At 58.8% G+C, this 19,162-nt stretch carries 19 protein-coding genes; 6 read left to right on the forward strand and 13 right to left on the reverse strand.

All coding sequences use genetic code 11. From position 1 onward, the window contains the following. Window positions 1–27: 27 nt before the first annotated feature. Window positions 28–1,941 (reverse strand): biosynthetic arginine decarboxylase, encoded by a 1,914-nt coding sequence (gene speA / locus MARHY_RS02105; protein ID WP_041654515.1) that lies wholly within the window; start codon window positions 1,939–1,941, stop codon window positions 28–30. Window positions 1,942–2,079: 138 nt separating this feature from the next. On the opposite strand from speA, the gene speE reads away from it, so the two are divergent. Beyond that, window positions 2,080–2,961 (forward strand): polyamine aminopropyltransferase, encoded by an 882-nt coding sequence (gene speE / locus MARHY_RS02110; RefSeq protein WP_011784066.1) that lies wholly within the window; start codon window positions 2,080–2,082, stop codon window positions 2,959–2,961. Window positions 2,962–3,024: 63 nt separating this feature from the next. Here speE and MARHY_RS02115 read toward each other — a convergent pair whose 3' ends face one another. Together MARHY_RS02115 and glnK are read right to left on the reverse strand one after the other, a co-directional pair. Beyond that, entirely contained in the window at window positions 3,025–4,296 is a 1,272-nt protein-coding gene (locus tag MARHY_RS02115) for an ammonium transporter AmtB (RefSeq protein WP_011784067.1), read from the reverse strand. A 67-nt stretch (window positions 4,297–4,363) separates the two neighbouring features. Then, window positions 4,364–4,702: a P-II family nitrogen regulator gene (gene glnK / locus MARHY_RS02120; RefSeq protein WP_011784068.1), complete on the reverse strand. Its 339-nt coding sequence runs from the start codon at window positions 4,700–4,702 to the stop codon at window positions 4,364–4,366. Between the two features lie 378 nt (window positions 4,703–5,080). On the opposite strand from glnK, the gene MARHY_RS02125 reads away from it, so the two are divergent. The 3 genes from MARHY_RS02125 (at window position 5,081) to trmB (ending at window position 7,719) form a co-directional block, all read left to right on the forward strand. Continuing rightward, entirely contained in the window at window positions 5,081–5,332 is a 252-nt protein-coding gene (locus tag MARHY_RS02125; protein WP_011784069.1) for an accessory factor UbiK family protein, read from the forward strand. Between the two features lie 66 nt (window positions 5,333–5,398). Continuing rightward, window positions 5,399–6,931, forward strand: coding sequence for a YifB family Mg chelatase-like AAA ATPase (locus MARHY_RS02130; RefSeq protein ID WP_041654516.1), 1,533 nt, complete (start codon window positions 5,399–5,401; stop codon window positions 6,929–6,931). Between the two features lie 71 nt (window positions 6,932–7,002). Then, window positions 7,003–7,719: a tRNA (guanosine(46)-N7)-methyltransferase TrmB gene (gene trmB, locus MARHY_RS02135; RefSeq protein WP_014420388.1), complete on the forward strand. Its 717-nt coding sequence runs from the start codon at window positions 7,003–7,005 to the stop codon at window positions 7,717–7,719. 2 nt (window positions 7,720–7,721) lie between these two features. On the opposite strand, the gene MARHY_RS02140 is transcribed toward trmB, so the two are convergent. The 10 genes from MARHY_RS02140 to MARHY_RS02185 all read right to left on the reverse strand — a co-directional run bounded on the left by MARHY_RS02140 (window position 7,722) and on the right by MARHY_RS02185 (window position 16,844). Continuing rightward, window positions 7,722–8,273 carry a hypothetical protein gene (locus MARHY_RS02140; RefSeq protein WP_014420389.1) on the reverse strand — a complete coding sequence of 184 codons (552 nt, stop codon included), beginning with the start codon at window positions 8,271–8,273 and terminating at the stop codon, window positions 7,722–7,724. After that, a complete protein-coding gene (gene hemW, locus MARHY_RS02145) occupies window positions 8,273–9,421 on the reverse strand; it encodes a radical SAM family heme chaperone HemW (RefSeq protein WP_014420390.1) in 1,149 nt (382 codons plus the stop codon). Before hemW ends, MARHY_RS02140 begins: the two co-directional genes overlap by 1 nt. Window positions 9,422–9,425: 4 nt before the next feature. Continuing rightward, on the reverse strand, window positions 9,426–10,025 hold the full coding sequence (rdgB, locus tag MARHY_RS02150; protein WP_014420391.1) for an RdgB/HAM1 family non-canonical purine NTP pyrophosphatase: 600 nt from the start codon (window positions 10,023–10,025) through the stop codon (window positions 9,426–9,428). Between the two features lie 4 nt (window positions 10,026–10,029). Then, window positions 10,030–10,482 carry a DUF4426 domain-containing protein gene (locus tag MARHY_RS02155; protein ID WP_011784075.1) on the reverse strand — a complete coding sequence of 151 codons (453 nt, stop codon included), beginning with the start codon at window positions 10,480–10,482 and terminating at the stop codon, window positions 10,030–10,032. Continuing rightward, the gene (gene metW, locus MARHY_RS02160) at window positions 10,479–11,081 is read right to left on the reverse strand and encodes a methionine biosynthesis protein MetW (RefSeq protein ID WP_011784076.1); all 603 of its coding nucleotides are present in this window, start codon (window positions 11,079–11,081) and stop codon (window positions 10,479–10,481) included. Before metW ends, MARHY_RS02155 begins: the two co-directional genes overlap by 4 nt. Further along, window positions 11,078–12,226 (reverse strand): homoserine O-succinyltransferase MetX, encoded by a 1,149-nt coding sequence (gene metX / locus MARHY_RS02165; RefSeq protein WP_011784077.1) that lies wholly within the window; start codon window positions 12,224–12,226, stop codon window positions 11,078–11,080. Before metX ends, metW begins: the two co-directional genes overlap by 4 nt. A 171-nt stretch (window positions 12,227–12,397) precedes the next feature. Continuing rightward, window positions 12,398–14,362 carry a dynamin family protein gene (locus tag MARHY_RS02170; RefSeq protein ID WP_014420393.1) on the reverse strand — a complete coding sequence of 655 codons (1,965 nt, stop codon included), beginning with the start codon at window positions 14,360–14,362 and terminating at the stop codon, window positions 12,398–12,400. 265 nt (window positions 14,363–14,627) lie between these two features. Then, window positions 14,628–15,212, reverse strand: coding sequence for a YggT family protein (locus tag MARHY_RS02175; protein WP_011784079.1), 585 nt, complete (start codon window positions 15,210–15,212; stop codon window positions 14,628–14,630). Window positions 15,213–15,234: 22 nt separating this feature from the next. Beyond that, the gene (gene proC, locus MARHY_RS02180) at window positions 15,235–16,068 is read right to left on the reverse strand and encodes a pyrroline-5-carboxylate reductase (protein ID WP_041654517.1); all 834 of its coding nucleotides are present in this window, start codon (window positions 16,066–16,068) and stop codon (window positions 15,235–15,237) included. Window positions 16,069–16,130: 62 nt separating this feature from the next. Further along, window positions 16,131–16,844, reverse strand: a complete 714-nt coding sequence (locus MARHY_RS02185) for a YggS family pyridoxal phosphate-dependent enzyme (RefSeq protein WP_014420395.1) — start codon at window positions 16,842–16,844, stop codon at window positions 16,131–16,133. 52 nt (window positions 16,845–16,896) lie between these two features. Between MARHY_RS02185 and MARHY_RS02190 the strand changes: the two genes are divergently transcribed. Further along, window positions 16,897–17,931, forward strand: coding sequence for a type IV pilus twitching motility protein PilT (locus tag MARHY_RS02190; protein WP_011784082.1), 1,035 nt, complete (start codon window positions 16,897–16,899; stop codon window positions 17,929–17,931). A gap of 21 nt (window positions 17,932–17,952) precedes the next feature. Further along, entirely contained in the window at window positions 17,953–19,074 is a 1,122-nt protein-coding gene (locus MARHY_RS02195) for a PilT/PilU family type 4a pilus ATPase (RefSeq protein ID WP_011784083.1), read from the forward strand. Window positions 19,075–19,162 lie beyond the last annotated feature (88 nt).

The following is a 19,162-nucleotide window of genomic DNA, read 5'->3' on the forward strand; positions in this document are numbered from 1 at the left end:
TCACGCCTTTTCGTCCGTCCTGACGATTTATCCTTCCTCCAGGTAGGTATAGCCCTCAAGCCCGGAGGACAGCTCGGCCAGCAGCGTTTGCTGCAGCTCTGCAGCCAGGCCGCTGTGCCGGAACTTCTGCCGGTAGGCCTCAAGCAGGTTGGCGGGCTCGAAATTCACATAACGCAGTACTTTCGCCACGGTGTCCCCGGTAATGGGTTCCCCCACCTGATATTGCCCCTGTTGGTCCAGTTTCACGTCCACCGAGTGGGTATCCCCGAACAGGTTGTGCATATCGCCAAGGATTTCCTGATAGGCGCCGGTCATGAAGAAGCCCATCAGCAAAGGGGACTCCGGGTCGTGTTCGGGCAGTGGCAAGGTGGTTTCGATGCCCTGGCCGTCCACGTACTGATCAATCCGGCCGTCCGAATCGCAGGTGATATCCTGAATCACGGCCCGCCGGTTCAGTGACCGGTTAAGCCCGTTGATCGGCATCACCGGAAAGATCTGATCGATGCCCCAGACATCGGGCAGGGACTGGAACAGGGAAAAGTTCACGAACAGTTTCTCAGCAAGCTTCTCGTTCAGCTCGTCGATGATTTCCCGGTGCGCCCGGTTGGCGCTGTCCAGCTCGGCCCGGAGCATCCGGCAGCAGCGCACGTACAGGGTTTCGGCCTGGGCCCGCTCCTGCAGGGACAGCAAACCGTGGGCAAACTGGGCGTGGACATCGGCCATGGCGTGCAGGATGTCGTGATAGATTTCCGCCAGTGAGCGGGGCGAGTCCTCATCCTGAAGACTTTCCAGGTCTCGCCAGAGATCCTGCAGCGGCGCGGGGGCCTCAGCAGCGGGTTCCGTAGGCTCGCGGTTGTCCGGGTATTCGCGGTCAATCACATTGGTGACCAGTACCGAATGATGGGCGGTGAGCGCCCGGCCGGATTCACTGATCAGGTCCGGGTGCGGGATACCCTGGCGGTCACACTCGGACTGCAGCACGTGCACCACGTTGTAGGCGTATTCGAATACGCTGTAGTTCATGGAGCAGCTACTGCGGGAACGGGTTCCTTCGTAGTCGACACCCAGGCCGCCGCCGATATCGACGGTACCGATGGGGGCGCCCATAGCGTGCAGTTCCGTGTAGAAGCGAGCGCACTCACGCAAGCCGGTCTGGATGTCCCGGATATTGGCAATCTGTGAGCCGAGATGGAAATGCAGCAGTTGCAGGGTGCCCAGGGCTCCGGCCTTTTTCAGGGTATCCACCACATCCAGTACCTGGCTGGCAGACAGACCGAACTTGGATTTCTCGCCCCCGGTATTTTGCCAGTTGCCTTTGCCAATAGTCGCCAGCCGGGCTCGCACGCCAATCAGCGGGGAAATGCCCAGCTTTTTTGCTTCTTCCAGAATCAGTGGCAGTTCCGACTGCTTTTCCACCACGATAAACACCCGGTGACCCAGTTTCTGGCCGATCAGTGCCAGGCGGATGTACTCCCGGTCCTTGTAGCCGTTGCAGACAATCACCGAACCGGCCTGCTTTGCCAGCGCCAGTACGGCCATCAACTCCGGTTTGCTGCCGGCTTCAAGGCCCACCTGGTTGGCCGAGGCGGCCGGTTCGGCTGACAGCAGTTCTTCCACCACCCGGCGCTGCTGGTTTACCTTGATGGGGTAAACCGCGGTATAGCGGCCCCGGTAGCCCTGCTCCTGAGTGACTTTGTTGAAGGCATTGCAGAGCTTGTTGACCCGATCGTGCAGGATATTGGTAAAGCGAATCAGAACCGGCAGGGGCACACCGGCTTCGGCCAGCGAGCGAGTCAGCGCCGGCAGGTTGATGCGGGCGTCGCTTCTGCCCCGGTCCGGGCAGATTTCAACCTCGCCCTGACCGTTGACTGAAATGTATCCGTCACTCCAGTGAGCGATGTTGTAGACCTTGTGGGCTGGTGATGCAGCGGTTTCAGCCATTGTTGCTATCCTGTCAGGAAACCCGGGGCGGCCGGCGGGCCGGTAACAGGCTGCATTGTAGGAGCTGACCACTGCACCTACAATACGCCCCTTTCAGATGCCCCGGCACATTGCAGCGGCACACAGTGGGAGACAGACATGACCGCATTGAACGAAGGCTGGTTCACCGAGGTATTTCAGGACCAGGGCACCGCTTTTTCCCTGCAGGTAAAGCGCAAGCTCCATGAAGAGCAGACGCCATTTCAGAAACTCGAAATCTATGAAACCGAAACCTTCGGCAACCTGATGGTACTGGACGGCTGTGTGATGCTGACCACCAGGGACAATTTCCTGTACCACGAAATGATGACCCATCCTGCGCTGTTCACCCACAAGGACCCGAAAAAAGTGGTCATCGTCGGTGGTGGCGACTGCGGCACTCTGAAAGAAGTGCTGAAGCACCCTGGAGTGCAGGAAGCCTGGCAGGTGGAGATCGATGAGCGGGTAACCCGCATGTCTGAGAAGTATTTTCCAGAACTGTGCGAAGCTAATGGCGACCCCCGTGCCAACTTCTTTTTCGGTGATGGCATCCAGTGGATGCGTGATATCGAGCCGAACAGCATTGATGTGCTGATTATCGACAGTACCGACCCGGTGGGTCCTGCGGAAGGCCTGTTCGCGCTGGATTTCTATCGCGATGCCATGTTGGCCCTGAGGGAGGGCGGTATCATCGTTCAGCAGAGCGAATCCCCCCTGCTGCACACCAATACCATCATCAAGGACATTCACGATGATATGCATAAAGCCGGTTTTGGCCATGTGCAGACATTGCCATTCCCCCAGCCGGTATATCCCACGGGCTGGTGGAGCTGCACCATGGGCAGTAAGGAAAACCCGCTGAAGTATTTCCGCGAGGAAGATGCCAACAACCGCCCCTTTGTCACCCGTTACTACAATGCCGGGGTGCACCACGGTGCCTTGGCCATGCCGCAGTTTATGGTGGATGCGCTGGAAGATGAGGTTCGCCCGGAAGAGGGTTGAATCAGAGCTTAAAGAAAAAGGGCGCCACAAGGGCGCCCTTTTTTATTCCGGTAGGTAGCGGTGTTACTGCTTGCCGCTGACAAACTCCGGATAGGCTTCCATACCGCATTCGGAGAGGTCGACACCTTCGTACTCTTCCTCTTCGGTCACACGGATGCCCATGACAGCCTTCAGGATACCCCAGACGACCAGGCTGGCTACGAATACCCAGATGAAGATGGTCAGGGCGCCGATGATCTGGCCGCTGAAGCTGACATCGCCGTTGGTAACCGGTACCAGCAGCAGGCCCAGCAGACCACAGACACCGTGGGCAGAGATGGCGCCGACCGGGTCGTCGATGCGCAGCTTGTCCAGAGTGACGATGCTCAGTACCACCAGGATGCCGCCCAGGGCGCCCCAGATAGTGGCTGTCAGCGCGCTCGGGGTGGATGGCTCGGCGGTGATTACCACCAGACCGGCGATCGCACCGTTCAGCAGCATGGTCAGGTCAGCCTTGCCAAACATCAGGCGAGCGGTGATCAGGGCGGCAATAGCGCCACCGGCAGCGGCTGCGTTGGTGTTCAGGAACACCATGGCCACGGAGTTGGCACTGGCTACGTCGCCGAGTTTCAGTACAGAACCACCGTTGAAACCGAACCAGCCCATCCACAGGATGAAGGTACCCAGAGCGGCCAGCGGCATGTTGGCGCCCGGGAAGGCACGGATTTCACCGTTGGGGCCGTATTTGCCTTTACGCGGGCCAAGCAGCAGTACACCAGCCAGGGCCGCAGCGGCACCTGCCATGTGTACGATGCCGGAGCCGGCGAAGTCACTGAAGCCAAGATCACCGAGGTTGTACATACCGAACACATCGGCGCCACCCCAGGTCCACGCGCCTTCCAGCGGGTAGATAAAGCCAGTCATGAAGACCGCGAATACCAGGAACGCCCACAGCTTCATGCGCTCGGCAACCGCACCGGACACGATGGACATGGCGGTGGCCACGAACACGACCTGGAAGAAGAAGTCAGAGGCCGCCGAGTAGATGGAGCCGCCGGTGAAGCCGTCTTCACGGGTGGCGAAGTCACCCAGTACGCCGTCCACGTCCACATCGGCGATGCCGGAGAGGAAGACGTTACCGCCGTACATGATGGCGTAACCGCACACCAGGTACATGGTGCAGGCCACGGCAAAGAGCGCGACGTTCTTGGTCAGGATTTCGGTGGTGTTTTTAGCACGCACCAGGCCGGACTCGAGCATGGCAAAGCCTGCGGCCATCCACATGACTAATGCGCCACACACGAGAAAATAAAAGGTATCTATTGCATACTGCAGGTGAAAGAGATTGCTTTCCATAGGAAGCCCTCCGCACAAGGCTCTTCAGGTTATAAGTTTTTTGCGTTGGCTGGGTGTCAGTTCTGGATCAGACCGCTTCTTCGCCGGTTTCGCCTGTCCGGATCCGGATAGCCTGTTCCAGTTCAGTCACGAATATTTTGCCGTCGCCGATCTTGCCGGTGTTGGCTGCCTTGGTGATGGCTTCGATGACCTGGTCCAGCAGGTTGTCGCCAATGGCGATCTCCACTTTGACCTTGGGCAGGAAATCCACCACGTATTCCGCGCCACGATAGAGCTCTGTGTGGCCTTTCTGCCGACCGAAGCCTTTGACTTCAGTGACGGTTACGCCTTGTACGCCAATCTCGGATAGTGCCTCACGGACATCATCCAATTTGAAAGGCTTGATGATCGCTGTCACAAGTTTCATTGCTTTCTCCTTGGTAAAGCCGTCCCAACAGTGAGGGCCCGTCGGCCGGTTGTTGAGTTCGGGATGCTGCCACCTCGCACATCAATTGTGCGGATTGCGTACGAGGGCTTTAGCATCGGGTATGCCAACGCAAAAAATATGTTTTAAAACAAACTCTTAATTATTGTCTGTGCCGAAATGGCGCAGCTTGATGCACCGTTGTGGTGCATTGTGCCTGAGATTGTCTCAAAACAGCGCAGTCGGGCCATCGGCCGCGGCCATTATAATGCCGACCGGGTACAGTATGGCAGGGGGTAGGGTGTGATACACTCCCGCAAACACCCCGGCGACACGGAAAATAGTCTGATATCGCCGAAAAACCGATTCGAGAGGTGATTGATGAAAGGGCCCCAGGAAATTTTTTCTCAGTTGCAGGGTCAGTTTGGCCAGTTTGTTCCCGATATGGCGCGGGCAGCACGGGAAGATTTTGAAACCCAGGCCCGGGCCACGGTGATGTCGGTTCTGTCCCGGCTGGAGCTGGTGACCCGGGAAGAATTTGATGCCCAGCAGGCGGTCCTGATGAAAACCCGTGAAAAGGTTGAGGCCCTGGAAAAACGTGTTGCCGAACTGGAGCAACGCCAGAGTTCCTGATGGTTTGCCCGGGCGGCAGGGTCGCTGCCCGCAACGACTGATTGTTCTGTGCCATGGAAGGTTGTCATGCTCGCTATTGTCCATTCGCGCGCCAGCATTGGCGTGTCTGCTCCCCCGGTTACCGTTGAGGTGCACCTGTCTGGTGGCCTGCCGGCATTATCCATCGTCGGGCTGCCGGAAACCGGAGTGAGGGAAAGCAAGGATCGGGTTCGCAGTGCACTGCTGAATGCCGGTTTCGAATTCCCCGCCCGTAGAATCACCATCAACCTCGCGCCTGCTGACCTGCCCAAAGAAGGTGGCCGTTTTGATTTGCCCATTGCCCTGGGCATCCTGGCCGCCTCCGGCCAGATTCCCCCCGAAAGCCTCGAAAGCCACGAGTTTCTCGGAGAACTGTCCCTGGATGGTGCGCTTCGGCCCCTCAAGGGGATATTGCCCGCGCTACTGGCGGCTCGCGAAGCAGGCCGTTCGCTATTGCTACCTCAGGACAACGCCGAGGAAGCTGCCCTTGCCAGCCGTGATGATGTGCTTGCCGCCAGTCACCTGCTGACAGTATGTGAGCATCTGACGGGTCGTGCCCGGCTGGCTCCTGTCCCTCGATCTGAAACGCCGGGAGACAGTGCCGCCGCGGTGTCTGTCGCCGACCTCTCAGAGGTGCGAGGCCAGCAGGTGCCCCGCCGGGCGCTGGAGGTGGCCGCAGCTGGCGGTCACAATCTGTTGTTCTTTGGCCCACCGGGAACCGGTAAAAGTATGCTGGCGAGTCGGTTACCGGGCATTCTGCCAGGTTTGCCAGATGAGGCAGCCATGGAGGTGGCCAGCGTGCATTCCGTTGCTGGCCAGCCGCTAAAGCCAGGTGGCTGGCGTCAGCCACCATTCAGGGCGCCTCATCACACGGCGTCTGCAGTGGCGCTGGTGGGCGGTGGCAGCAGTCCTCGCCCAGGTGAGATCTCTCTGGCGCACCGGGGGGTGTTGTTTCTGGATGAACTGCCGGAGTTTGAACGGCGGGTCCTGGAAGTGCTGCGGGAACCTATGGAAACTGGCGAAATCTCCATCAGCCGGGCGGCGCGGCAGGTCACTTTCCCAGCGCGATTTCAGGTCGTGGCCGCCATGAACCCATGCCCATGTGGTTACAGTGGTCACCCCAATATCGAGTGCCAGTGCACGCCGGCACAGGTGATGCGTTATCGGGCAAAGATCTCGGGGCCGTTGCTGGATCGGTTCGATCTGCATGTGGAGGTTCCAGTGCAGTCCGGAGAGGTCTTGCTCGGTTCCGGGGCGTCCGGTGAGAGTAGCGCCAGTGTCAGGGCCAGGGTTCTGGCTGCCAGGGCCCGGCAGGAGGCTCGTGGGATGCTCAACTCGGCCCTCTCGGGAGCGTTGCTGGATCAGGCTTGCCGGCTGGATGCCGCCAGTGAGCGGTTGTTGACCCGGGCCATGGAGCGGCTGGGGTTGTCGGCCCGGGCGCTCCATCGAATATTACGACTGGCCCGCACCCTGGCGGATCTGGAGGGTGCTGAACACCTGAGCCAGTCGCACCTGATGGAGGCGCTGGGTTACCGCCAACTCGACCGTCAGACTGGCCAGGGGTCGGTTGTCTCCGCCTGAAGCTACTGACTCTGGTAAACTGTGTGTCAGATTTATTCCACGAGATCCGCTTTGAAGCTTGAGGACACAGAATGACTGACCAGAACGAGACTCAGGATACGAATCCGGTCACCACACGCCGCGGTGTTCGCAGCTTTGTACTGCGCCAGGGGCGGATGACCGAAGGTCAGAAGAAGGCCTTCGATCGCAACTGGGCCAAGTACGGACTGAGCCGTGACAATGGCATGATCGACCCCCGTGAGGTGTTTGGCCGCGATAACATGCTCAACCTGGAGATCGGTTTCGGGATGGGCAAATCCCTTGCCGATATGGCCGAAGCGGCACCCGAGCAGGATTTTATCGGGGTGGAAGTACACCTGCCGGGCGTCGGCGCTTTGTTGAAAGAAGTGGAATCGCGTGGTCTCGAGAACGTGCGGGTTTACAGCATTGATGCCAATGATGTGATTGACCTGTGTCTGCCAGATGCCTGCCTGGATCGGGTGATGGTGTTCTTCCCGGACCCGTGGCACAAGAAAAAGCATCACAAGCGCCGCTTGATCCAGCCGGAATTTGTACAGCGCATCCGCCATAAGCTGCGGGTGGGCGGTATTCTGCACCTGGCCACAGACTGGGAGAACTACGCTGAGCACATGCTGGAAGTGATGAGTGCGTCAGAGGGCTTTGCCAATACCCAGGAGCAGGGTGGTTATTCGCCCAAGCCTGATGACCGCCCGATCACCAAGTTCGAGAAGCGTGGCGAAAATCTTGGCCACGGAGTATGGGATTTGTTGTTTTATCGCACCAACTGAGTTCAGTGGGAGTGAGTCAGGGGCCTGCGGCGGGAAGCACGGATGACCACCAGGCCCGCCATGCCAAGTATCAGGCCGGTGAATTTCACCAGCGCCAGAATGGTGGCGGTCAGGCTCAGGGAGTCTGAAGGCGGATTGAAGTTATTGAGCAGAACAATGTTTTCCGCTACATCGCTGATGCCTGCGATGACAAACAGGGCGCGCACCCAGCGGGCGACCATCCGTTCCCGGATACCCGGTCTGTCCCGCGTGAAGTGGCGGGTTAATTGAAGCAGCGCGGCCAGATAGACCACGATGAACACAAAGTCGAGCCACAGTGATAGCCGTGCCATGGCGAGATTGCCGTCCCGCCAGCTGCGCAGAATGGCGTGAGTCTGCTCGGCGGTACCGGCCAGTTGTAAACTGACGATACCCTGAGGTGCGGCGGCCGTATGCAGTGGCTGGTTCAGCGCCACCAGAACCAGCCACAGTGCCAGTGCAGCCACCAGGGAAACTTTCATGGGCAGCTTCATCGGTCGCATGGGAATAAGCGGTGGGCGCTGGGCTGAGTCCATCAGAGAAAGTGCTCCAGCAGGCTGTTCAGGTATCTTTGCCCCTTTGCCGTCGCCTGCAGACGGTCGGGGACGATCAGGTTTTCATTTCGTAACTGTTCAAGTTTTACCGCAATGGACGACAGCGGTAAACCTGTACGCTCACCGTACAGTCTTTCGTCGGTGCCGCTTTTTAGTCTCAACGCATTCATCATGAATTCCAGGGGCCGGTCTTCCGGCTCTATGGCTTCACTGCCAGCGGTGCGGGAGCCGATCCGGTTGAGATACGCGTCGGGTTGCCGGGTCTTCCAGTAGCGCAGGATGCGCCCGTCGGCAAGGCTCACCTTGCCATGGCCGCCTGCCCCAAGGGCCAGATAATCCCCGAAGGTCCAGTAATTCAGGTTATGCCGGCTCTGGGCGTCCGGCAGGCTCCAGGCGGAGACTTCATAATCGTCCATCCCCGCCTGGCGCAGCAGATCTCCCCCGCGCTGGTAAATCTCCCAGAGCCGGTCATCGTCCGGCAGGGCGGGTGGTCGGGAGAAAAACTCGGTGTTGGGCTCGATGGTGAGCTGATACCAGGACAGGTGCCGGGGCTGGTAGCTCAACGCTGCCTGTAAATCATCCAGAGCCTGACTCGGTGTCTGGCCGGGCAGGCCATGCATCAAGTCGACATTGAAGTTATCAAAACCGGCCTTGCGGGCGGCTTCAATGGCGCTGTGGGCCGACGCGCTGTCGTGAATCCGGCCCAGGGTTTTCAGTTGCGCCGGATCAAAGCTTTGAACACCGATGGACAGCCGTTTGATGCCAGCCTCCCGGAAGCTCTCGAATCGACCAGTCTCCAGCGTGCCGGGATTGGCCTCCAGGGTGATTTCGGCCTCGGGGCTGAATGTTAGCCGTTCCCGGAGCCGCTCGAACAGGCGGTGGTAGAACGCGCCGCTCATCAGGGACGGGGTTCCGCCACCGATGAACACGGTTTCAATGGGGCGTTCCCGTACCAGGCTCAGATCCTGATCGAGGTCTTCCAGAAGGGCGTTCAGGTAGGCGTGTTCGGGAATCTCTCCCTTGACAGCGTGGGAGTTGAAGTCGCAGTACGGGCATTTGCGCACGCACCAGGGCACGTGAATGTACAGACTCAAGGGCGGGCAGACCGCCACGGGCAGGGTGGCGGTCACAGTATTAAAGCTCCGCCCTGAGGTGATCCAGAAGGCTGGCCAGAGCCCGTCCCCGATGGCTGATCCTGCCTTTCTGCTCCCGTGTCAGCTCGGCAGCGCTGCATCCATGCTTCGGTACCAGAAAGACCGGGTCGTAACCGAAGCCGCCTTGCCCGCGCGGCTCGGCAAGAATGCGGCCTGGCCAGCGACCATGGCAGATGATCGGCGTGGGATCGTCAGCATGGCGGAGATAAACCAGAACGCAGTGAAACTGAGCGCTGCGCTCTGCTTCCGGCGTGTCTTTCAACGCTGCCAGCAACGCCTCGACATTATCATTGTCGGTTGCCTCTTCGCCGGCAAAGCGGGCGGAGCGAACGCCCGGGCGGCCGTCCAGGGCATCCACGGCCAGGCCACTGTCGTCGGCCAGCGCAGGCAGGCCAGTGACTCTCGCTGCATGGCGGGCTTTGATAATGGCATTCTCAACGAAGGTAACGGCCGGTTCTTCGGCCTCTGATACCCCAAGCTCACCCTGGGCGACCGGCTGCAAGCCAAGTGGCGCGAGCAGATCAGTCAGTTCGGCGATCTTGCCTTTGTTGTTGCTGGCGATGACGAGTTTGCGGGCCATGGTGTCAGTCGTTGAACAGGGTATGGGAAAAACGGATCGGAAGGTCTTCCTGGTGGCCGCTGGGGCGCGCCGTGACGTTGAACGTCATCAGATCTCCGGATTGATACTGGTACTGGGCAATGAAGTACACGGCATCACCTTCCTGAATGCGGCGGAACGCCAGAAAGTTCACCTGCTGGATATCGTTGGAGACCTGGCCTTCCACCTGCCCACTGACGGGCTGGATCTGGCCGTGCTCGTCTTCGGTCATGATCGAGATGTTAACGATGCCGATGCCCCGGCTGCGTTGCAGATTGTTGGCCTGTGCCACTTCCGGCGCCAGGAAGGTGCTGGGGAGCACGCTCCAGTGCACCTGATATTCTCCGAAATCCTTTTGCCCGGCCTGGCTGGTGATCGATACCAACATGAGCCCGAACGCCAGAAACAGTGTCTTGCTTGCAGTCAGAAGGTTCATCATGTGCTCTCCCGTGTGATGCGGTATATGGCGATTTCCCCCAACAGATTGGGCCAGAGCCGCGCCAGCCAGCTGTTCTGATGCTGCCCGTCCACTACCCGGCGGCTTTTGATCTTGATGCCTTTCTGCCGGCACAGCGCTTCAAAATCCTTGAAAGTGCAAAGGCGGATATTGGGGGTGTTATACCATTTATACGGCAGTGCATCGGATTCGGGCATTCGGCCGCTCAGCGCCAGGCCCCAGCGCAGTCGCCAGTGGGCAAAGTTGGGGAAGGTGACGATTCCTTCGCGACCCACCCTCAGCATTTCATCAATGACCTTGTCCGGGCGGCGTACCGCCTGCAGGGCCTGGGTCATCAGGACAATATCGAACATGCCATCATCGAAGTTGTCGAGGCCCTGGGTATCCAGGTTCTGCTCGATCACCCGTACGCCGCGGCCCATACAGGTGGTGATGTGGTCCGGGTTGATCTCAAGGCCAAATCCGGTGGCATTGCGCTCCCGTTGCAGGAAATCCAGCAGGGTGCCGTCGCCGCAACCCAGGTCCAGAATGTGGTGGCCCGGGCGCACCCACTGTTGAATAATCTCAAGATCTGCTCTCATGCGCCGACCTCCCGTGCTACCCGGTCCATATACGCAGTAAAGATATCGGTGTATCTGGGGGTCGGGATCAGGAAGGCATCATGGCCCCAGGGTGCATCAATTTCGGCATAGCTTACGCGCTTTCTGGCGGAAATCATGGCATTGACCATTTCCTCGGAGCGCGCTGGCGAGAATCGCCAGTCGGTGCTGAAGGACAGTACCAGGTATTCACATTGTGCCGGTGCCAGGGCCTTGGACAGATCGCCGCCGAAGTCGTAGGCGGGGTCAAAGTAGTCCAGTGCCCGGGTCATCAACAGATAGGTGTTGGCGTCGAAGGTTTCGGAAAAGCGCTCGCCCTGGTAACGCAGGTAGCTTTCCACCTGGAACTCGGCGTCGAAACCGAACTTGTAGGCTTCCTCACGCAGTTCACGGCCGAATTTTTCGCCCATGGAGGCGTCTGAAAGATAGGTGATGTGGCCAACCATCCGGGCCAGCATCAGGCCGCGCTTCGGCACCAGATTCTCGTCGTAATAGCGGCCTTCGAAAAATTCCCGGTCCGAAGTGATGGCTTGCCGTGCGACTTCGTTGAAGGCGATGTTCTGTGCGGTCAGGCGTGGAGTCGAGGCGATGACCACGGAATGCCTTAGCCGGTCCGGGTAGTCCAGGCTCCACTGCAGGGCCTGCATGCCTCCGAGGGAGCCGCCAACCACAGCGGCCCATTGCTGAATGCCCAGATGATCCGCCAGTCGGGCCTGGCTGGCGACCCAGTCAGCCACGGTAACGACCGGGAAGTCCGGCCCATAGGGTTTCCCGGTTTCCGGGTTGTTGGAGTTGGGGCCGGTGCTGCCGTGGCAGCCACCGAGATTGTTCAGGCTGACCACGAAAAACCGGTTGGTATCAATGGGCTTGCCGGGGCCGATACAGCTGTCCCACCAGCCCGGCTTGCGGTCATCCAGCGAGTGGTAGCCAGCGGCATGGTGATGGCCGCTGAGTGCGTGGCAGATCAGTACCGCATTGCTGGCATCGGCGTTGAGTTTGCCATAGGTTTCCACCACCAGATCGTAGCTTTCCAGCGACTGGCCGCAGGCCAGCTCCAACGGCTTGTCGAAGTGGATGGTCTTCGGGCTTACAAGGCCCACGGAATCCGAGGGCAGGGAATCAGGCATGGGTGTGATGAGTTCCTGGTTCGGTCCACTGGTGTCTGGCCACAGGCCTTGGTTGGCACCGGAACTGGCGCCAGCACTGCAGTTTAAAGGCGGGGGGAGGTTGCTGCAACCGGCGTTTAGGGTGCCTGTCTGGCGAGTCGCACCAAAGTAGTGCGGCTCGCCAGTGCCTGGTTACATGGCGCCGGAAATATTGACGACTTTTTGCTGGATCATCGTGGGCGCCGGCTTGCGAATCTGGCGCATCATGGCGTCGGCCAGTTCCAGCTGCTTGCGAAGGTCTGCCGTGGCATGATCCAGACGCTGGCGTTCGGCCCGGCTGTCCCGATCGGTGCGAACCATGTCGCGCAGGCGGCGGATCTGGTGCTCAAGCAGCTGTTTCTGTTCCATGGAGAACTGCATGATTGGCAGCAGGGCTTCGTGTGGCCAGCGCTCTACATCTTTGCGCACCCGGCCATGCAGCGTACGGGCCTCGCTCACCATCACATTGAAGAAGCGGCGGACCACCGTTGACTGTTCCGACAGCAGATTCTTCGGGTTATTGCGGAACCGTCGGGCTTTCTTGCGCAATTCACGAATGGCAATCACATGCCGGCCGGCCCGTAGCGGAATGGGCTCCAGGTGCCGGGCGCGGGTGTCTTCGTTGTATCTGCGATAGATGGCGCCTACCATTTTCTCCGCGAGCCGCCCTTCGCTCAGCAGGTTAGTGAGGTCGCTCTCCAGGAGTTCGAAAAAGTGTTCCATGGCCCGGTTCATGCCGGCCGTGGTCCAGCTTTTCGACATCATTTTCCGTACCTGGCTGGCGTGCTGCTCAAAGCGATCTTCGCTGACCAGCTTGGTGAGCATGTCACCCTGGGATTCCATCAGCCGACGCGATGAACGCAGAGTGATCAGCTTCTTGTAGTAGAAGTCATAATCCTTCTGGGCCCGTTCCGCGAGCCGGGACAGCGCGGCCTTGTCGAGGGTGGCGCCGGCGCAGGCCTGGCGTTCTTCTTCCAGGGCATCCAGGCGGTACTGCATGGCCGCCTGGCTGTTCTGTAGCATTCCCAGCAAGTCGTTGATCAGGTTCTGGGTAATCAGCTGCTCCTTATGCATCAGGATGCGCTGAATGATCAGCTGCTCCAGCTTACCGATGTTGGAGCGGTCGAACAGGTTGTTGTCTTTGCGAACCCGTGCCAGCAATCCCTGTTTTGCAGAGAGAGGAATAACGTCCTGCTGGCGGATGCCCAGATGGTCCGCGGTGTAGTTGCGAACACGGTCAATGGATTCCTGGGTGTGCTTCTCGCCCTGAAGGTCGTCCCATAGAACGTCGATCTTGTTGAGAACTGCAAACCGGCCGGCCCGGTGGTCGGCGTGCTCGGTATCGATATGCTCTTTCCAGATAGTCATGTCACTGGCTGTGACGCCAGTATCCGCGCTGAGCACAAAGATAACGGCATGGGCCCGGGGCAGCATGCTGATGGTCAGTTCGGGTTCCGAGCCAAGGGCGTTCAGGCCCGGAGTATCAAGAATGCGCAGGCCGCGCTCGAACAGGGGGTGGCGAATGCTGATCTGGGCATTACGCCAGGCCGGTACCAGCACATTGCCGGGATTATTGCGATCGTGTTCCAGCATGGCCTCGTCGAAGCCCAGCTGCCGGGCCTCTTCCGGGCTCACGCTCTTGATCCGGGCAACTTCTGCCAGCACTTCGCGCATGACGTCCGGATTGCGCTCGTCGAGCTCATGCCGAATCCACTGTTCCGGCTTCTTGCGCAGCTGCTGCAGAGACAGATCACCCGTGCGGGTTTCGATCGGGAGCAGAAGCAGATAGTTCTGGTTGGCGCTGCGATCAAAAAACAGCTCGGTCGGACACATGGTGGTGCGTCCGGCCTGGGATGGCAGCATGCGCTGGCCGTATTCCGAGAAAAACAGGGCGTTGATCAGCTCCGTCTTGCCACGGGAGTATTCACCAACAAAAGCGATGGTCAGCTCATCCTCAATGAGCAGCTCAAGTCCGTGACGAATACGGGTGCTGACGTCTTCTGAAAACAGGTTGTTATCCTGCAGCCACAGCCGATAGCGGCCAATCTGCCGGATCAGTTCCTTTTTCCAGTTGTGATACGCCTCAACCTGCTGCGACAGAGTTCCCTGCGGGTTCATCGGATAATCCTTCTGCGCGACTTCCGGGTATGTCCTGGGTGAGAAGGTCAGTGATGGTGAACACGTGTCGCCAATCGCTCGCCCAGATTAAATGCGTTTAATAATAACCTGTTTTGTTAATATTTGAGGGTGCGCGAGTCGGCATTTCCGGGAAAGGATCTGAGTTTGCTATCAAAAAGGCCAGCAATTCAGTGGGTTGAATTGCTGGCCATCGATAGTAACAAATCAGTGTATTGTGTAACGAAATGTATATTCGAGACGCGTGTTACATTCCGAGCCCGATTGAGCCCAGCCCGGCCGCCACTTTCATGTGATCAATGACCACGGTAATCACGTTCAGAATCAGGAACACGATGATTGGCGAAAGATCCAGACCGCCCATGGAGGGCATGATATTGCGCACGGGGCGCATCACCGGTTCGGTGATCTGAGCCACCAGTTGAATGGCCGGGTGGCCACTCTGGGGGGCAATCCAGCTGACCACCACCACGGCAATGACCGACCAGAAGTAGATCTTCACGATCAGACTGAGCACGTTCAGTACGGCCCAAACCAGCAGAGTAACCGGATTGATGGCGGGAATGCCGCCGTTCAGTGCGACCAGAATGAGGAAGAAGGTAATGGCCTGGATTAAAACCGCCAATACCAGGGATGCGCCGTCAATGCCGCCCCAGCCCGGAATGAAACGCCGCAGGGGACGCAGCGGCGGGTTGGTGGCCTTGACTACAAATTGTGAAATGGGATTGTAGAAATCCGCCCGCGCCAGCTGCAACAGAAACCGCAGCAAAACGATGGTCATATAGAAAGTGGACGCAATCAGCAGGATCGTAATAACAATATCTGCCAGCATGAAGCTGAGTCTCCGTTATCGGTTACTGTTTATCGGCCAGTTCTCTGGACATCTCGCGTGAGCGCTCGAAGGCAGCGCTGTAGGCTTTTTTTACCAGATCGCGCAGGCCGCCTTCCTCGAAGGTGTTGATGGCGCGTTCAGTTGTGCCGCCAGGGGACATCACGTTGCGTTTGAGCTGGCCGGGGTCATCCTCGCTGCGCGCGGCCATCTCGGCGGCCCCGGCCATGGTCTGAATGGCGAGGGCGCGAGCCGTTTCGGACTCAATGCCGGCTTCGGTTGCGGCGGACTCAAGTGCTTCCAGCATCAGGAAGAAATAAGCGGGGCCGCTGCCGGAAAGGGCGGTGACACTGTGCAGAAGGTTTTCGTCGTCAACCCACAGTGCCGAGCCGATGCTCTCGAACACTTTCTGTACCGCCTTTCTCTGATCGTCTTTCACCTGGCTGTTGGCGAACAGACCGGCGGCCCCTTTGCCCACCAGAGACGGAGTGTTGGGCATCACCCGAACCAGCGGCAGCCCGCCACCAAGCCAGGTATCCAGTGTGTCGGCCGTCAGCCCGGCCGCAATGGAAACCATCAGCGGGCGGGTGTTCTGAACTACCGGGGCAATGTCCCGGCAGACGTCGCCCATCACCTGGGGTTTGACCGCGAGCACCACAATGTCCGCCTGTTGGGCGCAATAGCGGTTGTCGGTTGTGACGCTGACGCCGAAACGTTTGCGAATTGACTGAAGATGGCCGTCATCCGGGGCGCTCACCCAGATGTCGCCGGCCTGAAATCCGCTATCCAGCATACCGCCGATGATGGCGCTGGCCATGTTGCCGGCGCCGATGAAAGAGATGGTGGGTGATCTGCTCAAGGTTCACTCCCGGTCTTGATCGTTTGAATCGTTGGTTCGGATGATAGCAGGAACCGCAGCGTTCAGCTCTGGCTGTGTTTGGCCGGGCGGGCGCCGAACAGGGCCGTACCGACACGAACCCAGGTGGCACCTTCGGCAATAGCCATTTCCAGATCATCTGACATGCCCATGGAGAGGGTGTCCAGTGGGCCGGCTTCAGGATGGTCCTGCCGCAGTTTTGTCAGGGTGGAGGCCAGCTTCCGGAAGCTCAGCCGCAGCTCGGCCTCGGGTTGGTCCGGGTCCGGAATCGCCATTAATCCCCTCAGGCGCAGATTGGGCAGTTCGCCAATGGCCTCGAGCAGTTCATCAAGCTCGTCCAGCGAGCAGCCGGACTTGCTCTCCTCATCGTTGATGTTCACCTGCAGACAGATGTTGAGCGGCGGCAGGGTCTCTGGTCGTTGTTCGCTGAGCCTGCGGGCGATCTTCAATCGGTCCACACTGTGAACCCAGGCAAAGGCTTCGGCAATCTGACGGGTTTTGTTGGACTGGATCGGCCCAATGAAATGCCACTCTATACCCTCTATGTCGGAGAGCGCCTGCATTTTGTCCAGGGCTTCCTGCAGGTAGTTCTCGCCAAAGGCGATCTGGCCGGCCTCAAAAGCGGCCTTCAGATCCTCCGCCGGTCGGGTCTTGCTCACCGCGAGAAGGCGCACGCTGCCGGGCTCCCGTCCTGCCTGCAATGTTGCTTTTTGTATGCGTCGGGTTACGCTCCCGATGTTGTCTGCTATGCTGCTCATAATGTGAGTTTGCCGCTTCTGGACTAAAAGAAAAAGCCCTCCGAGGAATCCTATGGATATTACTGAACTGCTTGCCTTTTCGGCCAAACAGGGTGCGTCGGATTTGCACCTGTCTGCCGGTTTGCCCCCAATGATTCGTGTCGACGGCGATGTGCGCCGGATCAACCTGCCCCCCATGGAGCACAAAGAAGTGCACGGGTTGATCTACGACATCATGAACGACAAGCAGCGTAAGGACTACGAAGAGTTCCTGGAAACCGACTTCTCGTTCGAAGTCCCCGGCGTGGCCCGCTTCCGGGTTAACGCCTTTAACCAGAACCGCGGTGCTGGCGCGGTATTCCGTACGATCCCCTCGAAGGTTCTGACCATGGAAGATCTGGGCATGGGCCAGGTTTTCAAGGATATTTCTTCCGTGCCTCGTGGTCTGGTACTGGTAACCGGGCCTACCGGTTCCGGTAAGTCCACCACCCTGGCGGCGATGATGGATTACATCAACGATACTCGCTACGAGCACATCCTCACCATTGAGGATCCGATCGAATTCGTGCACGAATCCAAAAAGTGTCTGGTGAACCAGCGGGAAGTGCATCGGGATACCCTGGGTTTTAACGAAGCCTTGCGTTCGGCCCTGCGGGAAGACCCGGACATCATTCTGGTAGGTGAGCTCCGGGACCTGGAAACCATTCGTCTGGCACTGACCGCTGCTGAAACCGGCCACCTGGTATTCGGCACCCTGCACACCACCTCCGCCGCGAAAACCATCGACCGGGTAGTGGATGTATTTCCTGCGGAAGAAAAGTCCATGGTTCGCTCCATGCTGTCGGAATCACTGCAAGCGGTTATCTCCCAGACTCTGATGAAGAAAATGGGCGGTGGCCGTATTGCCGCCCATGAAATCATGATCGGCACCGCCGCCATCCGGAACCTGATCCGGGAAGACAAGATCGCCCAGATGTACTCGGCCATTCAGACCGGTGGTTCCCTGGGTATGCAGACGCTGGACCAGTGCCTGGAGCGCCTGTTGCAGAAAGGTCTGATCTCCCGCGAGGCTGCGCGGGCCAAGGCGAAGATGCCGGATAACTTCTGATACTGAAAACTGGGTAGAAAAATGGAATTCGAGAAACTGTTACGGCTCATGGTAGAAAAGGGTGGTTCAGACCTGTTTATTACAGCAGGGGTGCCTCCCAGCATGAAGGTGAACGGTAAGGTGTTGCCCGTTACCAAGAATGCCCTGACGCCAGAACAGACGCGGGAGTTTGTCTACGGCGCCATGAATGACAAACAGCGCGCCGAGTTTGAAGAAACCCACGAATGCAACTTTGCCATCAGTGCCCGGGGCATTGGCCGCTTCCGGGTGTCGGCCTTCTTCCAGCGCAACCTGTGCGGCATGGTGCTTCGCCGGATTGAGGTGAAAATCCCCCAGATTGACGATCTGTCGCTGCCGGAGATCATCAAGGATCTGGCCATGACCAAGCGTGGCCTGATCATGTTTGTGGGTGCAACCGGTACCGGTAAGTCCACCTCGCTGGCGGCCATGCTTGGCCATCGCAACCGTAACAGTCGCGGCCATATCATCTCCATCGAAGACCCGATCGAATTCGTGCATCAACACCAGGGCTGTATCGTGACCCAGCGGGAAGTGGGTATTGATACCGAAAGCTTTGAGGTGGCTCTGAAGAACACTCTGCGGCAGGCGCCGGATGTCATTCTGATTGGTGAGGTGCGGACACGCCAGACCATGGAATACTCGGTTCAGTTCGCCGAAACCGGCCACCTGTGTCTGGCCACCCTGCACGCCAACAACGCCAACCAGGCGCTGGACCGGATTATCCAGTTCTTTCCGCCGGAGCAGCACAACCAGATCTGGATGGATCTGTCTCTGAACCTGAAGGCCATCGTCGCCCAGCAACTGGTCCCGACGCCGGACGGCAAGGGGCGTAAGGCGGTTATCGAGGTATTGATCAATACCCCGCTGGTGGCAGACCTGATCCGCAAGGGCGAAGTGCACAAACTCAAAGAGCTGATGGCAAAATCGAACGAGTCTGGCATGCAGACCTTCGATCAGGCTCTGTACAAGCTGTATGCCGAGGGCTCCATCACCTACGAAGATGCCCTCGCGCACGCAGATTCCGCCAACGATCTGCGCCTGATGATCAAGCTGGGTGCTGACGCCCAGGGTGCAGACAAGCTGTCTTCCTCCGTCGACAAACTCACCATTCAGGACGACTGACGTCCTCGTCTTCCGCCCCCGTTCACCGGGGGCGGCATCTAATACCAAAGTTGTAATTGGTTAGCGGCGCGAACCAGTAGCTTTGGCA

This window comes from Marinobacter nauticus ATCC 49840 (genome assembly GCF_000284615.1).
In the GTDB taxonomy this organism is placed as follows: Bacteria; Pseudomonadota; Gammaproteobacteria; order Pseudomonadales; family Oleiphilaceae; genus Marinobacter; species Marinobacter nauticus.

Bases quoted from the DNA above. Each gene is read 5' to 3' on its own strand.
- metX (WP_011784077.1), bottom strand. From the start codon at position 12,226: ATGCCTGATTCCCTGCCCTCGGATTCCGTGGGCCTTGTAAGCCCGAAG.
- MARHY_RS02190 (WP_011784082.1), top strand. From the start codon at position 16,897: ATGGATATTACTGAACTGCTTGCCTTTTCGGCCAAACAGGGTGCGTCG.
- glnK (WP_011784068.1), bottom strand. From the start codon at position 4,702: ATGAAACTTGTGACAGCGATCATCAAGCCTTTCAAATTGGATGATGTC.
- speA (WP_041654515.1), bottom strand. From the start codon at position 1,941: ATGGCTGAAACCGCTGCATCACCAGCCCACAAGGTCTACAACATCGCT.
- MARHY_RS02155 (WP_011784075.1), bottom strand. From the start codon at position 10,482: ATGATGAACCTTCTGACTGCAAGCAAGACACTGTTTCTGGCGTTCGGG.
- MARHY_RS02140 (WP_014420389.1), bottom strand. From the start codon at position 8,273: ATGGACTCAGCCCAGCGCCCACCGCTTATTCCCATGCGACCGATGAAG.
- MARHY_RS02175 (WP_011784079.1), bottom strand. From the start codon at position 15,212: ATGCTGGCAGATATTGTTATTACGATCCTGCTGATTGCGTCCACTTTC.
- MARHY_RS02125 (WP_011784069.1), top strand. From the start codon at position 5,081: ATGAAAGGGCCCCAGGAAATTTTTTCTCAGTTGCAGGGTCAGTTTGGC.
- metW (WP_011784076.1), bottom strand. From the start codon at position 11,081: ATGAGAGCAGATCTTGAGATTATTCAACAGTGGGTGCGCCCGGGCCAC.
- trmB (WP_014420388.1), top strand. From the start codon at position 7,003: ATGACTGACCAGAACGAGACTCAGGATACGAATCCGGTCACCACACGC.
- rdgB (WP_014420391.1), bottom strand. From the start codon at position 10,025: ATGGCCCGCAAACTCGTCATCGCCAGCAACAACAAAGGCAAGATCGCC.
- MARHY_RS02195 (WP_011784083.1), top strand. From the start codon at position 17,953: ATGGAATTCGAGAAACTGTTACGGCTCATGGTAGAAAAGGGTGGTTCA.
- MARHY_RS02185 (WP_014420395.1), bottom strand. From the start codon at position 16,844: ATGAGCAGCATAGCAGACAACATCGGGAGCGTAACCCGACGCATACAA.
- MARHY_RS02130 (WP_041654516.1), top strand. From the start codon at position 5,399: ATGCTCGCTATTGTCCATTCGCGCGCCAGCATTGGCGTGTCTGCTCCC.
- speE (WP_011784066.1), top strand. From the start codon at position 2,080: ATGACCGCATTGAACGAAGGCTGGTTCACCGAGGTATTTCAGGACCAG.
- MARHY_RS02170 (WP_014420393.1), bottom strand. From the start codon at position 14,362: ATGAACCCGCAGGGAACTCTGTCGCAGCAGGTTGAGGCGTATCACAAC.
- MARHY_RS02115 (WP_011784067.1), bottom strand. From the start codon at position 4,296: ATGGAAAGCAATCTCTTTCACCTGCAGTATGCAATAGATACCTTTTAT.